18 protein-coding genes are annotated in these 17,035 nt (G+C 63.9%); 6 read left to right on the top strand and 12 right to left on the bottom strand.

Going from position 1 to position 17,035, the window contains the following annotated elements; genetic code table 11:
• Nucleotides 1-81: 81 nt before the first annotated feature.
• Both KIH45_RS11235 and KIH45_RS11230 read left to right on the top strand, forming a co-directional pair.
• Nucleotides 82-1,218: an NAD(P)-dependent alcohol dehydrogenase gene (locus KIH45_RS11235; protein WP_213176074.1), complete on the top strand. Its 1,137-nt coding sequence runs from the start codon at nt 82-84 to the stop codon at nt 1,216-1,218.
• Nucleotides 1,219-1,307: 89 nt separating this feature from the next.
• Entirely contained in the window at nt 1,308-1,544 is a 237-nt protein-coding gene (locus KIH45_RS11230; RefSeq protein ID WP_213176073.1) for a hypothetical protein, read from the top strand.
• 14 nt (nt 1,545-1,558) lie between these two features.
• Here the strand turns inward: KIH45_RS11230 and KIH45_RS11225 are convergent, their stop codons facing one another.
• From KIH45_RS11225 to KIH45_RS11200, 6 genes are all read right to left on the bottom strand, one after another.
• Nucleotides 1,559-1,822, bottom strand: a complete 264-nt coding sequence (locus KIH45_RS11225; RefSeq protein ID WP_213176072.1) for a hypothetical protein — start codon at nt 1,820-1,822, stop codon at nt 1,559-1,561.
• A gap of 83 nt (nt 1,823-1,905) precedes the next feature.
• Entirely contained in the window at nt 1,906-2,577 is a 672-nt protein-coding gene (locus KIH45_RS11220; protein WP_213176071.1) for a spermidine synthase, read from the bottom strand.
• Nucleotides 2,578-2,648: 71 nt separating this feature from the next.
• Nucleotides 2,649-4,940 carry a polyribonucleotide nucleotidyltransferase gene (gene pnp / locus KIH45_RS11215; protein WP_213176070.1) on the bottom strand — a complete coding sequence of 764 codons (2,292 nt, stop codon included), beginning with the start codon at nt 4,938-4,940 and terminating at the stop codon, nt 2,649-2,651.
• 177 nt (nt 4,941-5,117) lie between these two features.
• Nucleotides 5,118-5,387, bottom strand: coding sequence for a 30S ribosomal protein S15 (gene rpsO, locus KIH45_RS11210; protein ID WP_213176069.1), 270 nt, complete (start codon nt 5,385-5,387; stop codon nt 5,118-5,120).
• A 24-nt stretch (nt 5,388-5,411) separates the two neighbouring features.
• Entirely contained in the window at nt 5,412-6,296 is an 885-nt protein-coding gene (gene truB, locus KIH45_RS11205) for a tRNA pseudouridine(55) synthase TruB (RefSeq protein ID WP_213176068.1), read from the bottom strand.
• Entirely contained in the window at nt 6,296-6,979 is a 684-nt protein-coding gene (locus KIH45_RS11200; protein WP_213176067.1) for a site-2 protease family protein, read from the bottom strand. The genes truB and KIH45_RS11200 overlap by 1 nt, the downstream gene beginning before the upstream one ends.
• Nucleotides 6,980-7,078: 99 nt before the next feature.
• Between KIH45_RS11200 and KIH45_RS11195 the strand changes: the two genes are divergently transcribed.
• On the top strand, nt 7,079-8,653 hold the full coding sequence (locus KIH45_RS11195; RefSeq protein WP_337925465.1) for an AbgT family transporter: 1,575 nt from the start codon (nt 7,079-7,081) through the stop codon (nt 8,651-8,653).
• Here the strand turns inward: KIH45_RS11195 and KIH45_RS11190 are convergent.
• Nucleotides 8,631-9,209: a thymidine kinase gene (locus KIH45_RS11190; protein ID WP_213176065.1), complete on the bottom strand. Its 579-nt coding sequence runs from the start codon at nt 9,207-9,209 to the stop codon at nt 8,631-8,633. The two genes, KIH45_RS11195 and KIH45_RS11190, sit on opposite strands and share 23 nt — an antisense overlap.
• A gap of 29 nt (nt 9,210-9,238) precedes the next feature.
• Nucleotides 9,239-9,634, bottom strand: a complete 396-nt coding sequence (gene rbfA / locus KIH45_RS11185; protein ID WP_213176064.1) for a 30S ribosome-binding factor RbfA — start codon at nt 9,632-9,634, stop codon at nt 9,239-9,241.
• A gap of 107 nt (nt 9,635-9,741) precedes the next feature.
• Between rbfA and KIH45_RS11180 the strand changes: the two genes are divergently transcribed.
• From KIH45_RS11180 to KIH45_RS19370, 3 genes are all read left to right on the top strand, one after another.
• Nucleotides 9,742-10,056 (top strand): RcnB family protein, encoded by a 315-nt coding sequence (locus KIH45_RS11180; protein ID WP_213176063.1) that lies wholly within the window; start codon nt 9,742-9,744, stop codon nt 10,054-10,056.
• Nucleotides 10,057-10,157: 101 nt separating this feature from the next.
• Entirely contained in the window at nt 10,158-10,553 is a 396-nt protein-coding gene (locus KIH45_RS11175; protein WP_225899827.1) for an RcnB family protein, read from the top strand.
• Nucleotides 10,554-10,851: 298 nt separating this feature from the next.
• Entirely contained in the window at nt 10,852-11,301 is a 450-nt protein-coding gene (locus tag KIH45_RS19370) for an RcnB family protein (RefSeq protein WP_273544181.1), read from the top strand.
• A 61-nt stretch (nt 11,302-11,362) separates the two neighbouring features.
• Here KIH45_RS19370 and KIH45_RS11165 read toward each other — a convergent pair whose 3' ends face one another.
• The 4 genes from KIH45_RS11165 to nusA form a co-directional block, all read right to left on the bottom strand.
• On the bottom strand, nt 11,363-11,899 hold the full coding sequence (locus tag KIH45_RS11165; protein WP_213176062.1) for a DUF1697 domain-containing protein: 537 nt from the start codon (nt 11,897-11,899) through the stop codon (nt 11,363-11,365).
• An 82-nt stretch (nt 11,900-11,981) separates the two neighbouring features.
• Complete coding sequence (gene infB, locus KIH45_RS11160) at nt 11,982-14,579, bottom strand: translation initiation factor IF-2 (protein ID WP_213176061.1); 2,598 nt, start codon at nt 14,577-14,579, stop codon at nt 11,982-11,984.
• Between the two features lie 87 nt (nt 14,580-14,666).
• Nucleotides 14,667-15,401, bottom strand: coding sequence for a DUF448 domain-containing protein (locus KIH45_RS11155; protein WP_213176060.1), 735 nt, complete (start codon nt 15,399-15,401; stop codon nt 14,667-14,669).
• Entirely contained in the window at nt 15,382-17,034 is a 1,653-nt protein-coding gene (gene nusA, locus KIH45_RS11150; RefSeq protein WP_213176059.1) for a transcription termination factor NusA, read from the bottom strand. The genes KIH45_RS11155 and nusA overlap by 20 nt, the downstream gene beginning before the upstream one ends.
• Nucleotide 17,035 lies beyond the last annotated feature (1 nt).

Below are 17,035 nucleotides of genomic sequence, written 5' to 3'. Positions count from 1 at the left end.
TGCTGCACTGCAGCGACAAGAGGTGGAAAGCGATGTGCGCCCGTGGGTTGGTCAGGTAAATCCAATCCACAAGGAGCAATCATGAAAGTCCATGGCTACGCTGCCCAAGAAAAGGGCGCGCATCTTACCCCCGTTACTTTCGACCGCGTCGATCCCCGCCCCGGCGAGATCGCCATCGACATCACGCACTGCGGCGTCTGCCATTCCGACATTCACCAGGTGAACGACGACTGGGGCAACAGCCTCTATCCCTGCCTGCCGGGCCACGAAATTACCGGTACCGTCACCGCCGTGGGCGAGGGCGTCGAGAAGTTTGCGGTCGGCGACCGTGTCGGCGTCGGCTGCATGGTCAATTCGTGCCAGGAATGCGATCCGTGCCACAAGGGTGACGAGCAGTACTGCATCGGCCCGAAGAGCGCGACGCTCACTTACAACGGCCCGAAAATCCCCGATGGGACCAACACGTACGGCGGTTATTCCACCGGCATCGTCGTGCGCGAGGAATTCGTCCTGCGCATTCCCGACGCCCTGTCCAACGAAGTTGCCGCGCCGATCCTTTGCGCCGGCATCACGACGTATCAGCCGATGAAGCATTTCGGCCTGGAAAAGGGCATGAGCATCGGCATTGCAGGCATCGGTGGGCTTGGCCACATGGCGATCCAGCTGGCAAAGGCCCTGGGCGCGCATCCGGTCGCGCTCACGAACAGCCCTGAAAAGATGGACAAGGTCCGCGAACTGGGTGCCGACTATGTCATCGACATGACCGATGAAAAGGTCGTCGAGGACGCGGCACAGTCGCTCGACATGATCATCTCGACCATTCCCTACCCGCACGATCTCAACCCGTATGTCTCGCTGTTGAAGCCGGATACGAAGCTGATCGTCGTCGGCAACCTGATGGGTTTCGACGGGCTTCAGACCGGTCCGATGGTGATGAACCGCATCACCGTTGCCGGCTCGCTGATCGGCGGCATTGCCGATACGCAGGAAGTGCTGGACCTGTGCGCAAAGCACGGAATCGCCCCGGAAATCGAAGTGATCGCGATGAAGGACATCAACGATGCCTTCGACCGCATGAAGGGCGAGGATGTCCGCTTCCGCCACGTGATCGACATGGCCAGCCTGAAAAAGGACGAGGAAGCCCGGTCCTCGGCCAAGGAAATCGATGCGCCCGAACGCGGTGAAGTCACAGGCCGCAAGGAACTGGCCGACGCCTGATCGCGCCACCAGACCTGAAAACGAAAAGCCGTCGGACATGCTCCGGCGGCTTTTCCTTTTGGTAGCGGCTTCGTGATAGTCTTCGCGGCATGGACGATGAAGCTGGCGAGAACTGGTATCGGCGCAAGGTCGGGCGGCGGATAGAGCGCGGGGTGAACCGCCTTATCGCAGGCGGCCTTGGCACGATCGGTTTTCTGGCGGGCTATTTCTCGCTGCCGCCGGGTAACGACGCGGGCGAGTTCCACTGGTTCGGCCTGGTCATTGCCGCCGTGCTGTTCTGGCTGGCCCGCAAGTGCCTCACCGCACGCGGCTCCGTTATCGGATAAGTGAGGGGCCGGGGTTATTCGCCGTCGGCAGGGCGCTGCGGAAAGGCCATGCGGCGCATCTGTTCAAGGCTTTCCATCGCCTGCCGCGCATATTCGGGCGAGGCACGCTCCCCCATCGCCATGATCGCGATCTCCATCGCCTGATCGGCCTTTTCAAACGCGCCCTTGGCGATCTTCCCCTGACCTGCGCCTGACAATTCGTGCATCAGCCCGATGACAAGCGTCTGCAGCGCGATGTTCTGCGCGCCGAGGCGGCGGATCTCGTCGGCTTGGTCCATGTGGGCACCCTTTCGTCGCTGCTGCGAGGAGAAGAGTGCCGCATTGGCCGGATAAGTCGAGCGCGGCGGGGACGGTTATCCCCCTAAAGCCGGCGGTGCGCGAACCAGATCGTGTGGCGCGGCCCCTTGTTGTTCGGGCGGGCGCGGACTTCGACCGGATCGACTTCGAAACCCGCCTTGGTCAGCTGGCGCGTGAAGCGCGGGTCGGGCGCGGCGGACCAGATGGCAAGCACGCCGCCGGGCTTCAATGCGCGCTTGGCAGCCGCGAGGCCCGAGTTGGCGTAGATCGCGTCGTTCTCGGGCCGGACGAGCCCGTCGGGGCCGTTGTCGACATCGAGCAGGATGGCATCGTAAGTGCCGTTGCCTTCGGCGATCACCTGCCGCACGTCGCCCATGCGCAAGGTGACGCGCGGATCGTCGAGGCAGCCTTTCGCAACCTCAGCCATCGGACCGCGTGCCCATTCGATGATCTCGGGCACGAGTTCGCCCACGGTCACACGGCCCTTGTCGCCCAGCCGTGCCAGCGCGGCGCGCAGCGTGAAGCCCATGCCATAGCCGCCGATCAGGATATGCGGCGCAGGCCTTTCCAGCCGGTCGAGCGTGAGTTCGGCCAGCTGTTCTTCCGAAAACCACATCCGCGTGCTCATCAGCTCGTTGCGGTCGAGCGCGATGATGTAGTCGGTGCCGTGGGAAAAGAGCTGCAGCAGGGCGCCGCCCGGCACTTGCGCCTCGCCCAGCAATTCGCGTTTGAGCATATTCGGTATCCGAAATGAAAAGGGCCGCCGGAGTTGCTCCGACGGCCCGTTTTCAGTCAATCCCTATGGGATCAGTCGTCCTTCAAGAAGGCGGGCATGTGGTCGGGGTTGCCGCCCGACTTGCCTTCGCCGCCATCACGGTCGCGACGCGGGCCGCGATCGCCACGGTCACCACCGCGACCACGACCGCCACCACGCGGGCCACGACGGTCGCCGCGATCACCACGCGGCTCGCGCGGTTCGCGCGGCGGACGGGTGTCTTCCAGCTCTTCGCCGGTTTCCTGATCGACGACGCGCATCGACAGGCGGACCTTGCCGCGGTTGTCGATCTCGAGGACCTTGACCTTCACTTCCTGGCCTTCGGAAACGACATCGGTCGGCTTTTCAACGCGCTCGTTCTTCATTTCCGACACGTGGACGAGCCCGTCCTTGCCGCCCATGAAGTTCACGAATGCGCCGAAGTCGACGATGTTGACGACCTTGCCGGTGTAGATCTTGCCGACTTCCGCCTCTTCGACGATGCCTTCGATCCACTTCTTGGCAGCTTCGATCTGCGACAGATCGCTGGACGAGATCTTGATAACGCCCTCGTCGTCGATATCCACCTTGGCGCCGGTTTCCGCGACGATTTCGCGGATGACCTTGCCGCCGGTGCCGATGACGTCACGGATCTTCGACTTGTCGATCTGCATCGTCTCGATACGCGGAGCATGAGCCGACAGTTCGGTGCGGGCCGTGCTCAGCGCCTTGGTCATTTCACCGAGGATGTGCGCGCGGCCGTCCTTCGCCTGCTTCAGGGCAGCAGCGAAGATTTCCTGCGTGATGCCGGCGACCTTGATGTCCATCTGCATCGTGGTGATGCCGGCTTCAGTACCTGCAACCTTGAAGTCCATGTCGCCGAGGTGATCCTCGTCGCCAAGAATGTCCGAAAGGACGGCGAACTCTTCGCCTTCGAGGATGAGGCCCATGGCGATGCCCGACACCGGACGTTCGATCGGAACGCCTGCGTCCATCATCGACAGACAGCCGCCGCAGATCGTCGCCATCGAGGACGAGCCGTTCGACTCGGTGATGTCCGACAGGATGCGGATGGTGTAGGGGAAGTCTTCCTTCGACGGCAGCACCGGGTGCAGCGCGCGCCATGCCAGCTTGCCGTGGCCGATTTCGCGGCGGCCCGGGGCACCGAAGCGGCCCACTTCACCGACCGAGTAGGGCGGGAAGTTATAGTGCAGCATGAAGTTGGAGTAGGTCAGGCCTTCGAGGCCGTCGATCATCTGCTCCGATTCCTTGGTGCCCAGCGTGGTGGTGCAGATCGCCTGCGTTTCACCGCGCGTGAACAGCGCCGAACCGTGCGTGCGGGGCAGGAAGCCTGCCGTCGCCTCGATCGGACGGACCTGGTCGAGCTTGCGGCCGTCGATGCGCGAGCCGTCCTTGAGGATAGCGGTACGAACGATTTCGGCTTCGAGCTTCTTGACCGCCTTGTTGGCGACCATCTGCGTCTGCGGCTCTTCCTCTGCGAAGGCCTCCTTGGCCTTGGCGCGGGCAGCGTTGAGCGCGTCCGAGCGTTCCGACTTGTCGGTCAGCTTGTAGGCAGCGGCGATGTCGTCGCCGACGATGCCGCGAAGCTTTTCCTTGATCGCCGAAGTATCGTCCGAAGCGTCGATTTCCCACGGAGCCTTGGCGGCCTTCTCGGCCAGCTCGATGATCGCGCCGATGACCTTCTTCGATTCCTCGTGCGCGAACATGACAGCGCCGAGCATTTCGTCTTCGGTCAGTTCCTTGGCTTCGGATTCGACCATCATCACCGCGTCGTTGGTTGCGGCGACGACGAGATCGAGACGGCCGTCTTCAAGAGCGGCGTCCTGCTTCGGGTTCAGCGTGTATTCGCCGTCTACATAACCGACGCGCGCGGCGCCGATCGGGCCCATGAAGGGCACGCCCGAGATGGTCAGCGCAGCCGAAGCGGCGATCATCGCAAGGATGTCGGCCTCGGTCTCGCCGTCATAGGACATGACCTGGCAGATGACGTTGATTTCGTTGTAGAACCCTTCAGGGAACAGCGGGCGGATCGGACGGTCGATCAGGCGGCTGGTCAGCGTTTCCTTTTCGGTCGCGCCGCGTTCGCGCTTGAAGAAGCCACCGGGGATGCGGCCGGCGGACGAGAACTTTTCCTGGTAGTGGACGGTGAGGGGGAAGAAGTCCTGCCCTTCCTTCACCTTCTTTGCGGCCGTGACGGCGCACAGAACCACGGTTTCGCCGTAAGTGGCGAGGACCGCGCCGTCAGCCTGACGGGCAATGCGGCCGGTTTCGAGGGTGAGGGTCTTTCCGCCCCACTCCAGCGATACAGTTTTGGTGTCGAACATTCAGTTTTCCTTACGAACCCGCAGATGCCCTATTGCAGCGCGGGGCCTACTTGCCGGGGGATACCGTCCCGGTCCGGTGTGGGGCCATTGATCGTGCCCCTCGCCCGCCTCACCGGATTGCGAGGCATGGCGTAGATATGAAAAGCGGCCCTCGTGGGGCCGCCTTCCGGTTTCAGCTTACTTACGCAGGCCGAGCTTCTGAATAAGAGCGTTGTAGCGCGAGACGTCCTTCTTCTTGAGGTACGCCAGCAGCGAACGCCGCTTGTTGACCATCACCAGCAGTCCGCGACGCGAGTGATTGTCCTTGTGGTTTGCCTTGAAGTGGTCGGTCAGGTTGCGGATACGCTCGGTGAGGATCGCGACCTGGACTTCCGGACTGCCCGTGTCGCCATCGACGCGTGCGTTGTCCTTGATGATTTCCTGCTTACGTTCGGCGGTAACCGTCATACTTCAATACTCCGCGACATCTGGTCATAGGTTGAAGCCCCGTAGGACCCTTGCCTCGCCATCGGTCACCTCCATGAGAGCTACGGGCGTATCGCCCTCTCGCCCCCAATAGGTGCCGTCAGGATCTGGCAACCCGGACAGTTTCCGGCCCTGTCGGACCGCCCCTGCCGCGTCCGGGGAGAGTTCAAGGGCCGGGATGTCGTCCAGCCCCGCCTCCAACGGCAGGATCATATCTTCAAGGGGCGCGCCCTTACCCAGTTCGTTCAGTTTGTCCAGCGAAATCGCGTTTTCGAGGGTGAACGGGCCAGCTTTCACACGCCTGAGCATCGTGACGTGGCCAACCGAACCGAGCGCACGGGCAATATCCCTTGCGAGGGACCGTATATAGGTGCCCTTGCTGACGTTTGCCACCAGCGTCACCGAATCCGGCGTGCTCTCCGTGATATCCAGTGCATGGATCGTGATGGACCGTGTCTTGAGCGTGACTTCCTCTCCCGCGCGGGCAAGGTCGTAGGCGCGCTTGCCGTCGACTTTCAGCGCCGAGTAAGCGGGCGGGACCTGTTCGATCGGGCCGGTAAAGCGCGAGAGGACCGCCTCGATCTCTTCGCGCGTGGGGCGCACGTCGCTGGTTTCGGCAACTCCGCCCTCTGCATCCAGCGTCGTGGTTTCCGCGCCGAAAGCCAGAGTGAAGGCATAGGCTTTCGTCGCATCGAGCATCCGCCCGGCCAGCTTCGTCGCTTCGCCCACCGCGATGGGCAGGACGCCCGTCGCCAGCGGATCCAGCGTGCCGCCGTGCCCGACCTTGACCTTGCCGAAGCCCGCTTGCCGCAAGTTGCGCTTCACCGCCGCGACAGCCTGCGTCGAGCCGAGTTCAAGCGGCTTGTCGAGAATGATCCAGCCGTTGGGCATCAGCTTTCCGCGATGGCCAGCGCGAGGTTCATGAAATGCATCCGGATCCATTCGACCGGTGGCAGAATGATCTTCTCGATCAGCCCGAATTGCGGAAAGGCCCACGTCGCCGCGATCAGCAGCACGAGCAGGACCATGCCGATCGGGCGCAGCTTTTCATAAGCGGCGGCCCACTTTCGCGGCAGCAGCCCTTCGACGATGTGCGACCCGTCAAACGGCGGGATCGGCAGCAGGTTGAACAGCGCGAGGAACAGGTTGATGATGACCATGTAGTTGAGCGCCAGGAACGTCCATTCCAGCGCCCCGGTCGGTTCTGCGGTCAAATCACGGCCCAGCAGGCCAAGCCCGATCGCCGCGATTAGAGCCAGCGCGAAATTCGTACCCGGACCTGCGGCGGCGACCGCCATCATGCCGTATCGCGGGTTGTTCAGCCGCCACTTGTTCACCGGCACCGGCTTTGCCCAGCCAAAAATCGGCCCGCCGAACAAAGCCAGCGCGCCCGGAACCAGCACGGTGCCGACCGGATCGGCATGGCGGACGGGATTGAGCGTCAGGCGGCGGCGTTCCTTGGCCGTCGTGTCGCCCAGCGCAAGCGCGGCCCAGCCGTGCGCCACTTCGTGGAACACGATGGAGACGACGAGGATCGGGATCAGGATCGCCGCGAGAATCAGGGTATCGGACATCGCCTGACAGATGGGGATTTAGGCCGCGCGGGTAAAGAGATGTCGGCCAATCGGCCTCGCGGCTTGCAATGCGGTGCCGGACTACGCCAAGAAACGTGTGTGAGTAGCACTCAGCAGGGAACTTCGGGCATCCTTGGATGGATCGAACGCGTCGGCAACCGGCTGCCCGATCCTGTATTCATCTTCGTCTGGCTGATCGGTTTCCTGATCGCGATATCAGTTGCAGGCGCGCTGGCCGGATGGGGCGTGCCGCATCCCACTGCGCTGGACGATGCGGGCAGGCCGCTGATCGTTGCGGTCGAAAGCCTGATCTCCGCCGCCAATATCCAGCTTTTGCTGACCGAAATGCCGCACACCTTCACCGGCTTCGCGCCGCTGGGCTACGTGCTGACGGTCATGCTGGGCGCAGGCGTGGCGGAGCGTTCGGGCCTGTTTGCCGCGGCCATGCGCGCCTCTGTCGCCAAGGCGCCGCGCGCGCTGCTGACCCCGGCGGTCGCGCTGGTGTCGATGATGGCGAACCATGCCGCCGATGCGGCCTTCGTCGTGATGATCCCGCTGGCAGGCGTGATCTACCACGCCGCCGGGCGCCACCCGCTGGCCGGGATCGCGGCCAGCTTTGCCGGTGTCTCGGGCGGCTTTTCGGCCAATCTCCTGCCGGGGCAACTCGATGCGCTGCTGCTCGGCATTACCGAAGAGGCGGTTCATACCGTGATGCTGGGGTGGACCGCGAACATCGCGGGCAACTGGTACGTCATCGCGGCGATGGCGATCATCTATACGCCGGTGATCTGGTTCGTGACCGACCGCATCGTCGAACCGCGCATGGGGCCGTGGATCGGTCACGCGCTGGCCGACAATGCAGAGGCGGTGGAGGAAACGCCGCCCGCCGTCGTGCGCAAGGGCATGGTGCACGCAGGGCTCGCCGCGCTGGCCGTTATCGGGGCGTGGACGCTATTCACGTTTGGGCCGGGCACGCCACTGATCGATGAAAGCGCCACGCCCGAGGCGCAGTTGAGCCCGTTCTTCCATAGCCTGCTGCCGTTTTTCCTCTTCGTCTTCCTCATTCCCGGTTGGGCCTATGGCCGCGTCAGCGGCACGATCCGCGATCACCGCGATCTGGTGAAGATGATGACCGGCGCGATGGAGGACATGGCCTATTACCTCGTCCTCGCATTCGTGGCGGCGCATTTCGTGGCGATGTTCGGCTGGTCGAACCTTGGCCTTGTCATGGCGGTCGAAGGCGCGGACCTGCTGCGGTCCAGCGGGCTTCCGGCATGGGCGATGCTGGCCGCGATCGTCGTCTTCGCTGGCGTGCTCAACCTCTTCATCGGGTCGGCTAGCGCGAAATGGGCAGTCGTTGCCCCCGTGCTGGTGCCGATGCTGATGCTACTGGGGATCAGTCCGGAAATGACCACGGCGGCCTATCGCGTGGGCGACAGCGCGACGAATATCCTTACGCCGCTGATGGTCTATTTCCCGCTCGTCCTGATCTTCTGCCGCCGCTGGGTCGCGGACTACGGCATCGGCAGCCTCACCGCGACGATGGTGCCCTATGGCGTGGGCATCATGGTGGCGGGGCTCTTGCTGATCGTCGGCTGGGTCGTGCTGGAAGTGCCGCCTGGGCCTGGGGCGTCGATCTTCATCGAACCGCTCAGTTCCCCAGCGCCTCGCTGAAATGCCGGCGGCATAGCGCGACATAGCGGTCGTTGCCGCCGATCTCGGTCTGCGCGCCTGCCTTTACCGCCGCGCCGCTGGCATCGACGCGCAAGTTCATCGTTGCCTTTCGCCCGCAATGGCACACCGCCTTAAGCTCGATCAGCGCATCGGCCATGCCGAGCAGCGCGCCCGAACCGGGGAACAGCTCGCCCTGGAAATCGGTGCGCAGGCCATAGCAGAGCACGGGGATGTTCGCCTCATCCGCCAGCCGCGCGCATTGCCACGCCTGGTCCTTCGTCATGAACTGCGCCTCGTCGATCAGCACGCAGGCGAGCGGTTCAACATGGTGCGCGGCCGTGACGCGTCCATAAAGGTCGGTCTCAGGCGTAAAACGATGCGCCTCTGCCTCAAGCCCGATGCGGCTGGCGATGGGCTTGCCGGTGCTGCGGTCGTCGAGCGCGGCGGTCCAGAGCATCGTGTTCATGCCCCGCTCTCTATAATTGAAGTTGGCCTGCAGCAGCGTGGTCGATTTGCCCGCGTTCATGCTGGCATAGTAGAAATAGAGCTTCGCCACGCGGCCCCCGTTATGGCTGGATCAGCAGATCACTCTTCTTCGAGATCGCGGCGTACGCGCGGATCGTCGAGCAGCTGGTCGATGCGGCTGGCCTCATCGAACGTCTCGTCCGCGCGGAACTGAAGCTTTGCCGCGTTCTTCAGGCCCAGCCGCTTGGCAACCTCGCGCTGGAAGAAAGCGGTGTTCGTCTGAAGCGCCTTCAGAACCTTGTCCTCGTCCGCGCCCATCAGCGATTTCACATAGACTTTGGCCTGCCGCAGGTCGGGCGACATGCGCACTTCGGTCACCGAAACGGTGTGCGCGGACAGGGTATCGTCGTGCACCTGCTGACGGGTCAGGATCTCCGACAGGACGTGGCGCACACGCTCACCCACCTTGAGCAGGCGGACGGAGCGGTCTTCGGGGCTGGAATTCTGGCGTGCCATGATTGCCCCCGATTTGGGGGACGCTGCGACAATTTGCAACAAACTGCGACGGAGCCATCCCCCGCCCGGTCCCGTTGGTCCTGTGAAAACCAATCAGGAGACCAGACATGAAGACCGTTACCGCAGCCGCAATCGCCATCGCTCTCGCCATTCCGGGCGCGCCGGCCCTTGCCAAGCAGCCCGACAACCACGGAGCCGCCGTCAGCCACGTAGCCAAGAGTAATGCCGGCCAGCACAAGTTTGCAAAGGGCGAAAAGTTCGACCGGTCGAAGGCGAGCAATTACCGCGTGATTGACGCGCGTTCGAACAAGCGCCTGTCCACCCCGCCTTCGGGCTACCACTGGGTCCGCTCGGGCAATGATGCCGTGCTGGTGGGCATTACCAGCGGCATCGTCTCGTCCGTCGTCAGCAGCGTTTTCTGAATCCCAGATAAGCATCAGGAGGCGACAATATCGAGCAATCCGAGACGTTTATTCCTCCCCCGATGCTCTACATTGAGGGTGTGAGGAAAGGAGATTACCCCATGAACTTCAAGTCAAAGACCATCGCCGCGGCCGTCGCTGCCGCCATGCTGCTTCCGGCAGCGCCCGCCTTTGCGAAGGACAACAACCGCGACAAGGACCGGTACGAACAGAACGACCGACGCGACACGCGTGGCAATACCAAGCAGGTACGCGTCGTGAAGGTCGCGTCGAACAACCACGGCAAGCGCGTGTCGCAGGCCGCGCACAAGTTCCGCAAGGGCGACAGGTTCGACCGCCGCCAGGCCAGGAACTACCGCGTCATCGACTACCGCGACTACCGCTCGCTCAAGGCGCCGCCGCGCGGATACCGCTACGTGCAGTCGGGCAACGACGTGCTGCTCGTCGGGATCACCAGCGGCATCGTGTCCGCCGTGGTGAGCAATTTGCTGAACTGACGAGACGCGTTAGCGGGCCCGGGCCGGGGCGACGTGCGATAGCCCCGGCCCACACTATCGTGCCCGCGAGGGCGGAGGGCGGTCCTGCCACGGCGGGGCCGCCTTTTGCGTGTCCGGATGCTCTCGAAAATGAGCGCCGGATTAACCGGCCGTGCGGGTGGCTCGACCCGTCCCGACAGGGGCGCGGCGTGCCGCCCAATGCGGGAAAACCGCGGCTCCTTGATGCATGATACATTCTGCGACCTCCCGAGGTGCCATCCGGGCACCTGGAAAGACGAAAGACATCAGGGAGACCCCTATGAAGAAACTGATTGCTGCCGCGATTGCCGCGGCCATGATCGTGCCCGCCGTGTCCACCCCTGCCGAAGCGCGCGGCAAGGACCGCTACGAACGCAGCGACCGCCACGATCGATACGAACGCCGGCATGACCGCCGCGACCGCTATGAGCGGCGCTATTCGAAGCGCGACCGGTATGACCGGCGCCACCGTTACGATCGGCGCGACAGGTATGCACGGCGCGATTATCGCGATTACCGCCGCTATTCCGACAGGCGACACTGGCGCCGCGGCGACCGGTTCGATCGGCGCTATGTCCACCATTACCGTCCGGTCTATTACCGCGACTATCGCCGCCTTTACGCTCCGCCGCGCGGCTATCGCTGGGTGCGTGCGAATGACGATGCGCTGTTGATCGGCATTACCAGCGGGATCGTTTCGGCCATCGTGTCGAACGCGTTCTATCGCTGACACGCGCGAATAGCGTGAGCAAACGGACAAGGGCGGGCCTCGCGGCTCGCCCTTTTTCGTATCAGACCATCTTTTCGTGAATGCGCTTGAGCGAGCTCATGTTGCGGCCCGTCACCCGCCGTTCCAGCCGCCGTTCGATGAAGGCGCCGGTCAGCTTCGAATTGCCCACGCTCTCGATGTAATCGACATAGATGCAGCCATCGCCCAAGGCCATCCGCTCCGGCCCGCGGCCTTCGTAGGCCTCGACCATGGCTTCGAACTTGGCCGGGTCCGCCGGTTCGTCGAGGAAGAGCGTATGGACCATCTTGTCCTCGCCTTCACCGTGGAAGGGATTGCCCTCGAACGCGGCGCGCACCTCGTCCGCGTTGCGCACGGCGGCGAAGGTGGCAAAGCCGAAGCGGTCCTTCACGATGAAGGCCAGCATTTCGGACAGGCCGTCCGACGGGCGGTCGTCGAAAGAGAACAGCACGTTCCCGCTGGCGACGACGGTCTCCGCGTCTTCCAGGTCCTCCCGCTCCAGCGCGTCGCGCAGGTCGGTCATCTTCAGACGATTCCCGCCGACATTCATGCTGGCGAAGAAGGCGCAGTAGCGGGGCATTCAAGCTCTCCCGAGTAAAAATGAAACGGGGCGCCGGACCACAAGCCCGGCGCCCCGCTTCTCATCAGTCAGACCTTTGCGATCAGAGGACGCGTTCGCGTTCCTCGACCTCGAAGACTTCCAGCTGGTCGCCAGCCTTGATGTCGTTCGTGTCGGTCAGCACGACACCGCATTCCAGACCTGCGCGGACTTCGTCCACGTCGTCCTTGAAGCGGCGCAGCGAAGCGATCGTCGTTGCCGAAACGATGACGTCGTCGCGGGTAAGACGCGCGAACAGGCCCTTGCGGATGACGCCTTCCTCGACGAGCAGACCGGCTGCCTTGTCCTTCTTGCCGGCCGGGAAGACCTGCTTGACCTGCGCACGGCCCACGACGTTTTCGATCCGCTCGGGACCAAGCTCGCCGGCAAGTTCCTTCGTGATCTCTTCCGTCAGGTGATAGATCACGTCGTGGTACATCAGACGGACCTTGTCCTTCTCCATCTGCTGACGTGCCTTGGCGTTGGGACGCACGTTGAAACCGATGATCGGCGCGCCGGTCGAAGCGGCAAGCGTCACGTCGCTTTCGGTGATCGCGCCCACGCCTGAGTGCAGCACGCGGACCTTGATCTCGTCGTTCGAGATCTTGGCAAGCGCATTGCTGATCGCCTCGACCGAGCCCTGGACATCGGCCTTGATGACGACGGGGTACTCGATTACGTTGCTCTTCAGCGCCGAGAACATGTTCTCGAAGCTTGCAGGTGCGATCGCGGTGCGCTTCTCGTTCGCCTTCTCGGTACGATAGGCCGAAACCTCACGGGCGCGCTGTTCGTTCTCGACGACGGCAAGCTGGTCACCGGCATTCGGCACACCGCCGAGGCCCAGGACCTCGACCGGCATGGACGGACCGGCTTCCTTCAATTGCTTGCCCTTGTCGTCGTGCAGCGCACGGACACGGCCGCTTTCGGTGCCGACGACGAAGATGTCGCCGCGCTTGAGCGTGCCGCGCGTGACGAGCACGGTGGCCAGCGGACCCTTGCCCTTGTCGAGCTTCGCCTCGATCACGGTCGCCTCGGCGTCGCGGTCGGGGTTGGCCTTCAGTTCGAGCAGTTCGGCCTGCAGGTTGATCGCTTCGAGAAGCTTGTCGAGACCCTGCTTCGTCTTGGCCGAAACCTCCACGTCCTGAACGTCACCGCTCATGGCTTCCACGATGATCTCGTGTTCGAGCAGACGCTCGCGGATCTTCTGCGGATTGGCTTCGGGCTTGTCGCATTTGTTGATCGCGACGATCATCGGAACGCCCGCGGCCTTCGTGTGATTGATGGCCTCGATCGTCTGCGGCATCAGGCCGTCGTCGGCTGCCACGACAAGGATGACGATGTCGGTGACATTGGCACCGCGCGCACGCATCTCGGTAAACGCCTCGTGTCCGGGCGTATCGAGGAACGTGATCTTCTGCTTGTCCTTGGTGGTGATCTGGTACGCGCCGATGTGCTGCGTGATGCCACCGGCTTCGCCGCGGGTCACGTCCGTACCGCGCAGCGCGTCCAGCAGGCTGGTCTTGCCATGGTCGACGTGGCCCATGATCGTGACGACGGGCGGACGCGGCTTCAGCGACTCTTCCGGATCGACGTCCACGGTCGTGTCGATGTCGACATCGGCCTCGGACACGCGCTGCACGTTGTGGCCGAACTGTTCGACCAGAAGTTCCGCGGTGTCCTGGTCGATCGTCTGGTTGACGGTGACCATCATGCCCAGGTTGAAGAGCTCCTTCACAAGGTCGGCGCCCTTCTCGGCCATGCGCTGTGCCAGTTCCTGCACCATGATCGCCTCGGGGACGATAACGTCGCGGACCTGCTTTTCGCGGGGTGCGCGCGAACCGCCACCACCGCCCTGCATGCGGCGTTCCTTTTCACGCGCACGCTTCAGCGCTGCGAGGCTGCGGGCACGGCGGCCTTCGTCCTCGTTCAGGGCCTTCGACACCGACAGCTTGCCGCTGCGGCGACGATCGGGCTTGGCCTCGGCCGAACGGTCGTCGCGCTTTTCGGCGCCGCGAGCGGGCTTCTTGGCGTCCTTCTCGGCCGGCGGACGCTTGGGCTCGGGGCGCTTGACCGGCGTGAACCGGCGCGGCGCGGGCGATGCCTCGTCGCTGGTCTCTTCGGTTTCGGCAGGCGCGGCAGGAGCTTCCTCGGCCGGTGCTTCCTCGGCCTTGGGCTCTTCCTTGGCTTCTGCCTTGGGCTTCTCTGCAGCGGCCTTGGCCTCTGCAGCAGCAGCCTTCTCGGCCTCTTCCTCGGCCTTGCGGTTGTCTTCGGCACGCTGCTTCTCTTCGTCGAGAGCGCGCTGCTTTTCTTCCTGTTCGCGGCGGTTGGCTTCCTCCAGGGCGGCAAGGCGTGCCTCTTCGGCCTCGCGCAGCAGGCGGGCCTGCATTTCCTGGCGGCTTTCGCGCGTGGCGGGCTTCTTGGCCGCGGGCTTCGGGGCCGGCGCGGGCGCAGGTGCGGGGGCCGCGACGGGGGCTTCTGCCTCCGGCGTCGGGGCAGCCGCAGGGGCTTCACCCGGCTTCAGGATCTTGCGGCGACGCTTGACCTCGACCGCCACCTTGTTGGTGCGGCCGTGGCTGAAGGTCTGCTTGACCTCGCCCGCGTCCACCGAGCGCTTGAGGCCAAGCGGCTTGCGGGTCCGGGGGGTGTCGTTGGTATCGCTCATACGGTCAAAACGTCCTTCAAATATTCTTCATCTCGTCCACCGGTCCAACGGACTGGACCGGCGCTTCCCATCTTCGGTCGCGGCCGGTTAAACGGCCTGACCCTCACGGGGCGGGTCGTCACCGACGGGCGGGCTGTCATGTCCCGGGGTACGGGCAGTCAGAAAACGCGCCAATCGTGCCAGTTGGGCTTCAACACGCCCGGCGGCGGCTCGATCGGTCAATGCCAGGTGGACGACATTCTCGCGGCCCAATGCCACAGAGAGAGCCGCCCGGTCCAGAGGCAAGGTCACGCCCGTCTTTCCGGTGCCTTCCGCATCGCTTCCCACGCGCCAGGCCTGGTCCAGCCGCTTCGACCCGTCCTCGCCCGCATCGGATGCATGGGCAAGCCAGGCGACGCGGCCCGATCGGGCCTGTTCGGCAATGCGATCGGACCCTGCAAGCACATTGCCCGAACGCCACTCGATCCCGAGCCTGTCGGCAAATGCACGGCGCAGGGCCGCTTCGGCAAGATCGGGAAGATCCGCGGGGATCGACAGGGGCGCACCCTTGAACCCGCGGGCCAGCGCACCCTTCAGATGGCCCTTGGCCATTGCTTCTTCAAGCTCTTCGCGGCTGACACCGATCCACGCGCCTCGGCCCGGCGCCTTGGCATGGGCGTCGGGCAGGACCTGGCCTTCGGGACCGATGGCGAGACGCAGCAGGCGTTCACGCGGCTCGGTGCGCCCGGTCAGGACACAGCGGCGTTCCGGCGCGCTCTTGGCAGAGCGCACCGATCCGTCATCGAAGCTTTCGCTTAGCGGCTCATTGTGAGGATTCCGCATCGGCGGCCTCCTCTGCTGCGGGAGCGGCAGCTTCGGCCGGCTCCTCGTCTTCGAACCAGTGAGCGCGGGCCGCCATGATGATCTCGTTGCCCTGCTCTTCCGAAAGGCCAAATTCGCCCAGCACGCCGCCCTTGTCGCCTTCGCGCACGTTGCGCTTCAGCGGCGGGCCGTCGGTGTTGTTGCGGCGACGCGGCGCTTCGCGCTTCTTCGCGATCAGTTCGTCGGTGGCGAGGTCGGCGAGATCGTCCAGCGTCTTGATGCCACCCTTGCCTAGCACGACGAGCATTTCCTCGGTCAGGTGCGGGATGTCGGCCAGTGCGTCCTCGACGCCAAGCTCGAGGCGAGCCTCGCGGTAGGTCGCCTCGCGGCGTTCCAGCGCTTCGACTGCACGTGACTGCAGTTCTTCGGCGAGTTCTTCGTCGAAGCCTTCGATACCGGCCAGTTCGGCCATCTCGACGTAAGCAACTTCATCCAGTTCGGTGAAGCCTTCGGCCACCAGCAGCTGCGAGAGCGTTTCGTCGACGTCGAGCTCTTCCTCGAACATCTTGGAGCGCTCGGCGAATTCCTTCTGGCGCTTCTCGCTCGATTCAGCCTCGGTCATGATGTCGATCTGGCTGTCGGTCAGCTGCGATGCGAGACGCACGTTCTGACCGCGGCGACCGATGGCAAGCGAAAGCTGGTCGTCGGGAACGACGACTTCGATGCGGCCTTCTTCTTCGTCAAGAACGACACGGCTGACCGTGGCGGGCTGCAGCGCGTTGACGATGAAGGTCGCGGTGTCCTCGCTCCACGGAATGATGTCGATCTTCTCGCCCTGCAGTTCCTGCACGACGGCCTGAACGCGGCTGCCCTTCATGCCGACGCAGGCGCCGACGGGGTCGATCGAGCTGTCATGGCTGATCACGCCGATCTTGGCGCGGCTGCCCGGATCGCGGGCGGCTGCCTTGATCTCGATGATGCCATCGTAGATTTCGGGCACTTCCTGCGCGAAGAGCTTCTTCATGAACTCGGGGTGGGCGCGCGACAGGAAGATCTGCGGGCCGCGGTTCGAACGCTCGACCTTGCTGATCCATGCGCGGATGCGTTCGCCGACGCGGGCGACTTCGCGCGGGATCTGCTGATCGCGGCGGATGATGCCTTCGGCGCGACCGAGGTTCACGATCACGTGGCCGAATTCGACCGACTTGATGACGCCGGTGATGATTTCACCCGCGCGATCCTTGAATTCCTCGTACTGACGCTCACGCTCGGCATCGCGGACCTTCTGGAAGATCACCTGCTTTGCCGACTGCGCGTCGATGCGGCCAAGGTCGACAGGGGGCAGCGGGTCGACGATGAAGTCGCCCACGGCTGCGCCGTCCTGAAGCTTCTGGGCCTGCTCGACGCTGACCTGCTTGAAGTAGTCCTCGACCTCTTCGACAACCTCGACGACGCGCCACAGGCGAAGATCGCCGGTGTTCGGGTCAAGCTTGGCACGGATGTCGTTTTCCGCACCGTAACGGTTGCGGGCGGACTTCTGGATCGCCTCTTCCATCGCCTCGATGACGATCGACTTGTCGATCATCTTCTCGTTCGCCACCGAGTTGGCGATGGCGAGCAGTTCGGCGCGATTTGCGGAAATCGGGCTGGCCATT

It is taken from the genome of Croceicoccus gelatinilyticus (assembly GCF_018398395.1).
Classification (GTDB): Bacteria; Pseudomonadota; Alphaproteobacteria; order Sphingomonadales; family Sphingomonadaceae; genus Croceicoccus; species Croceicoccus gelatinilyticus.
This window is presented reverse-complemented; position numbering and strand designations above follow the sequence as displayed.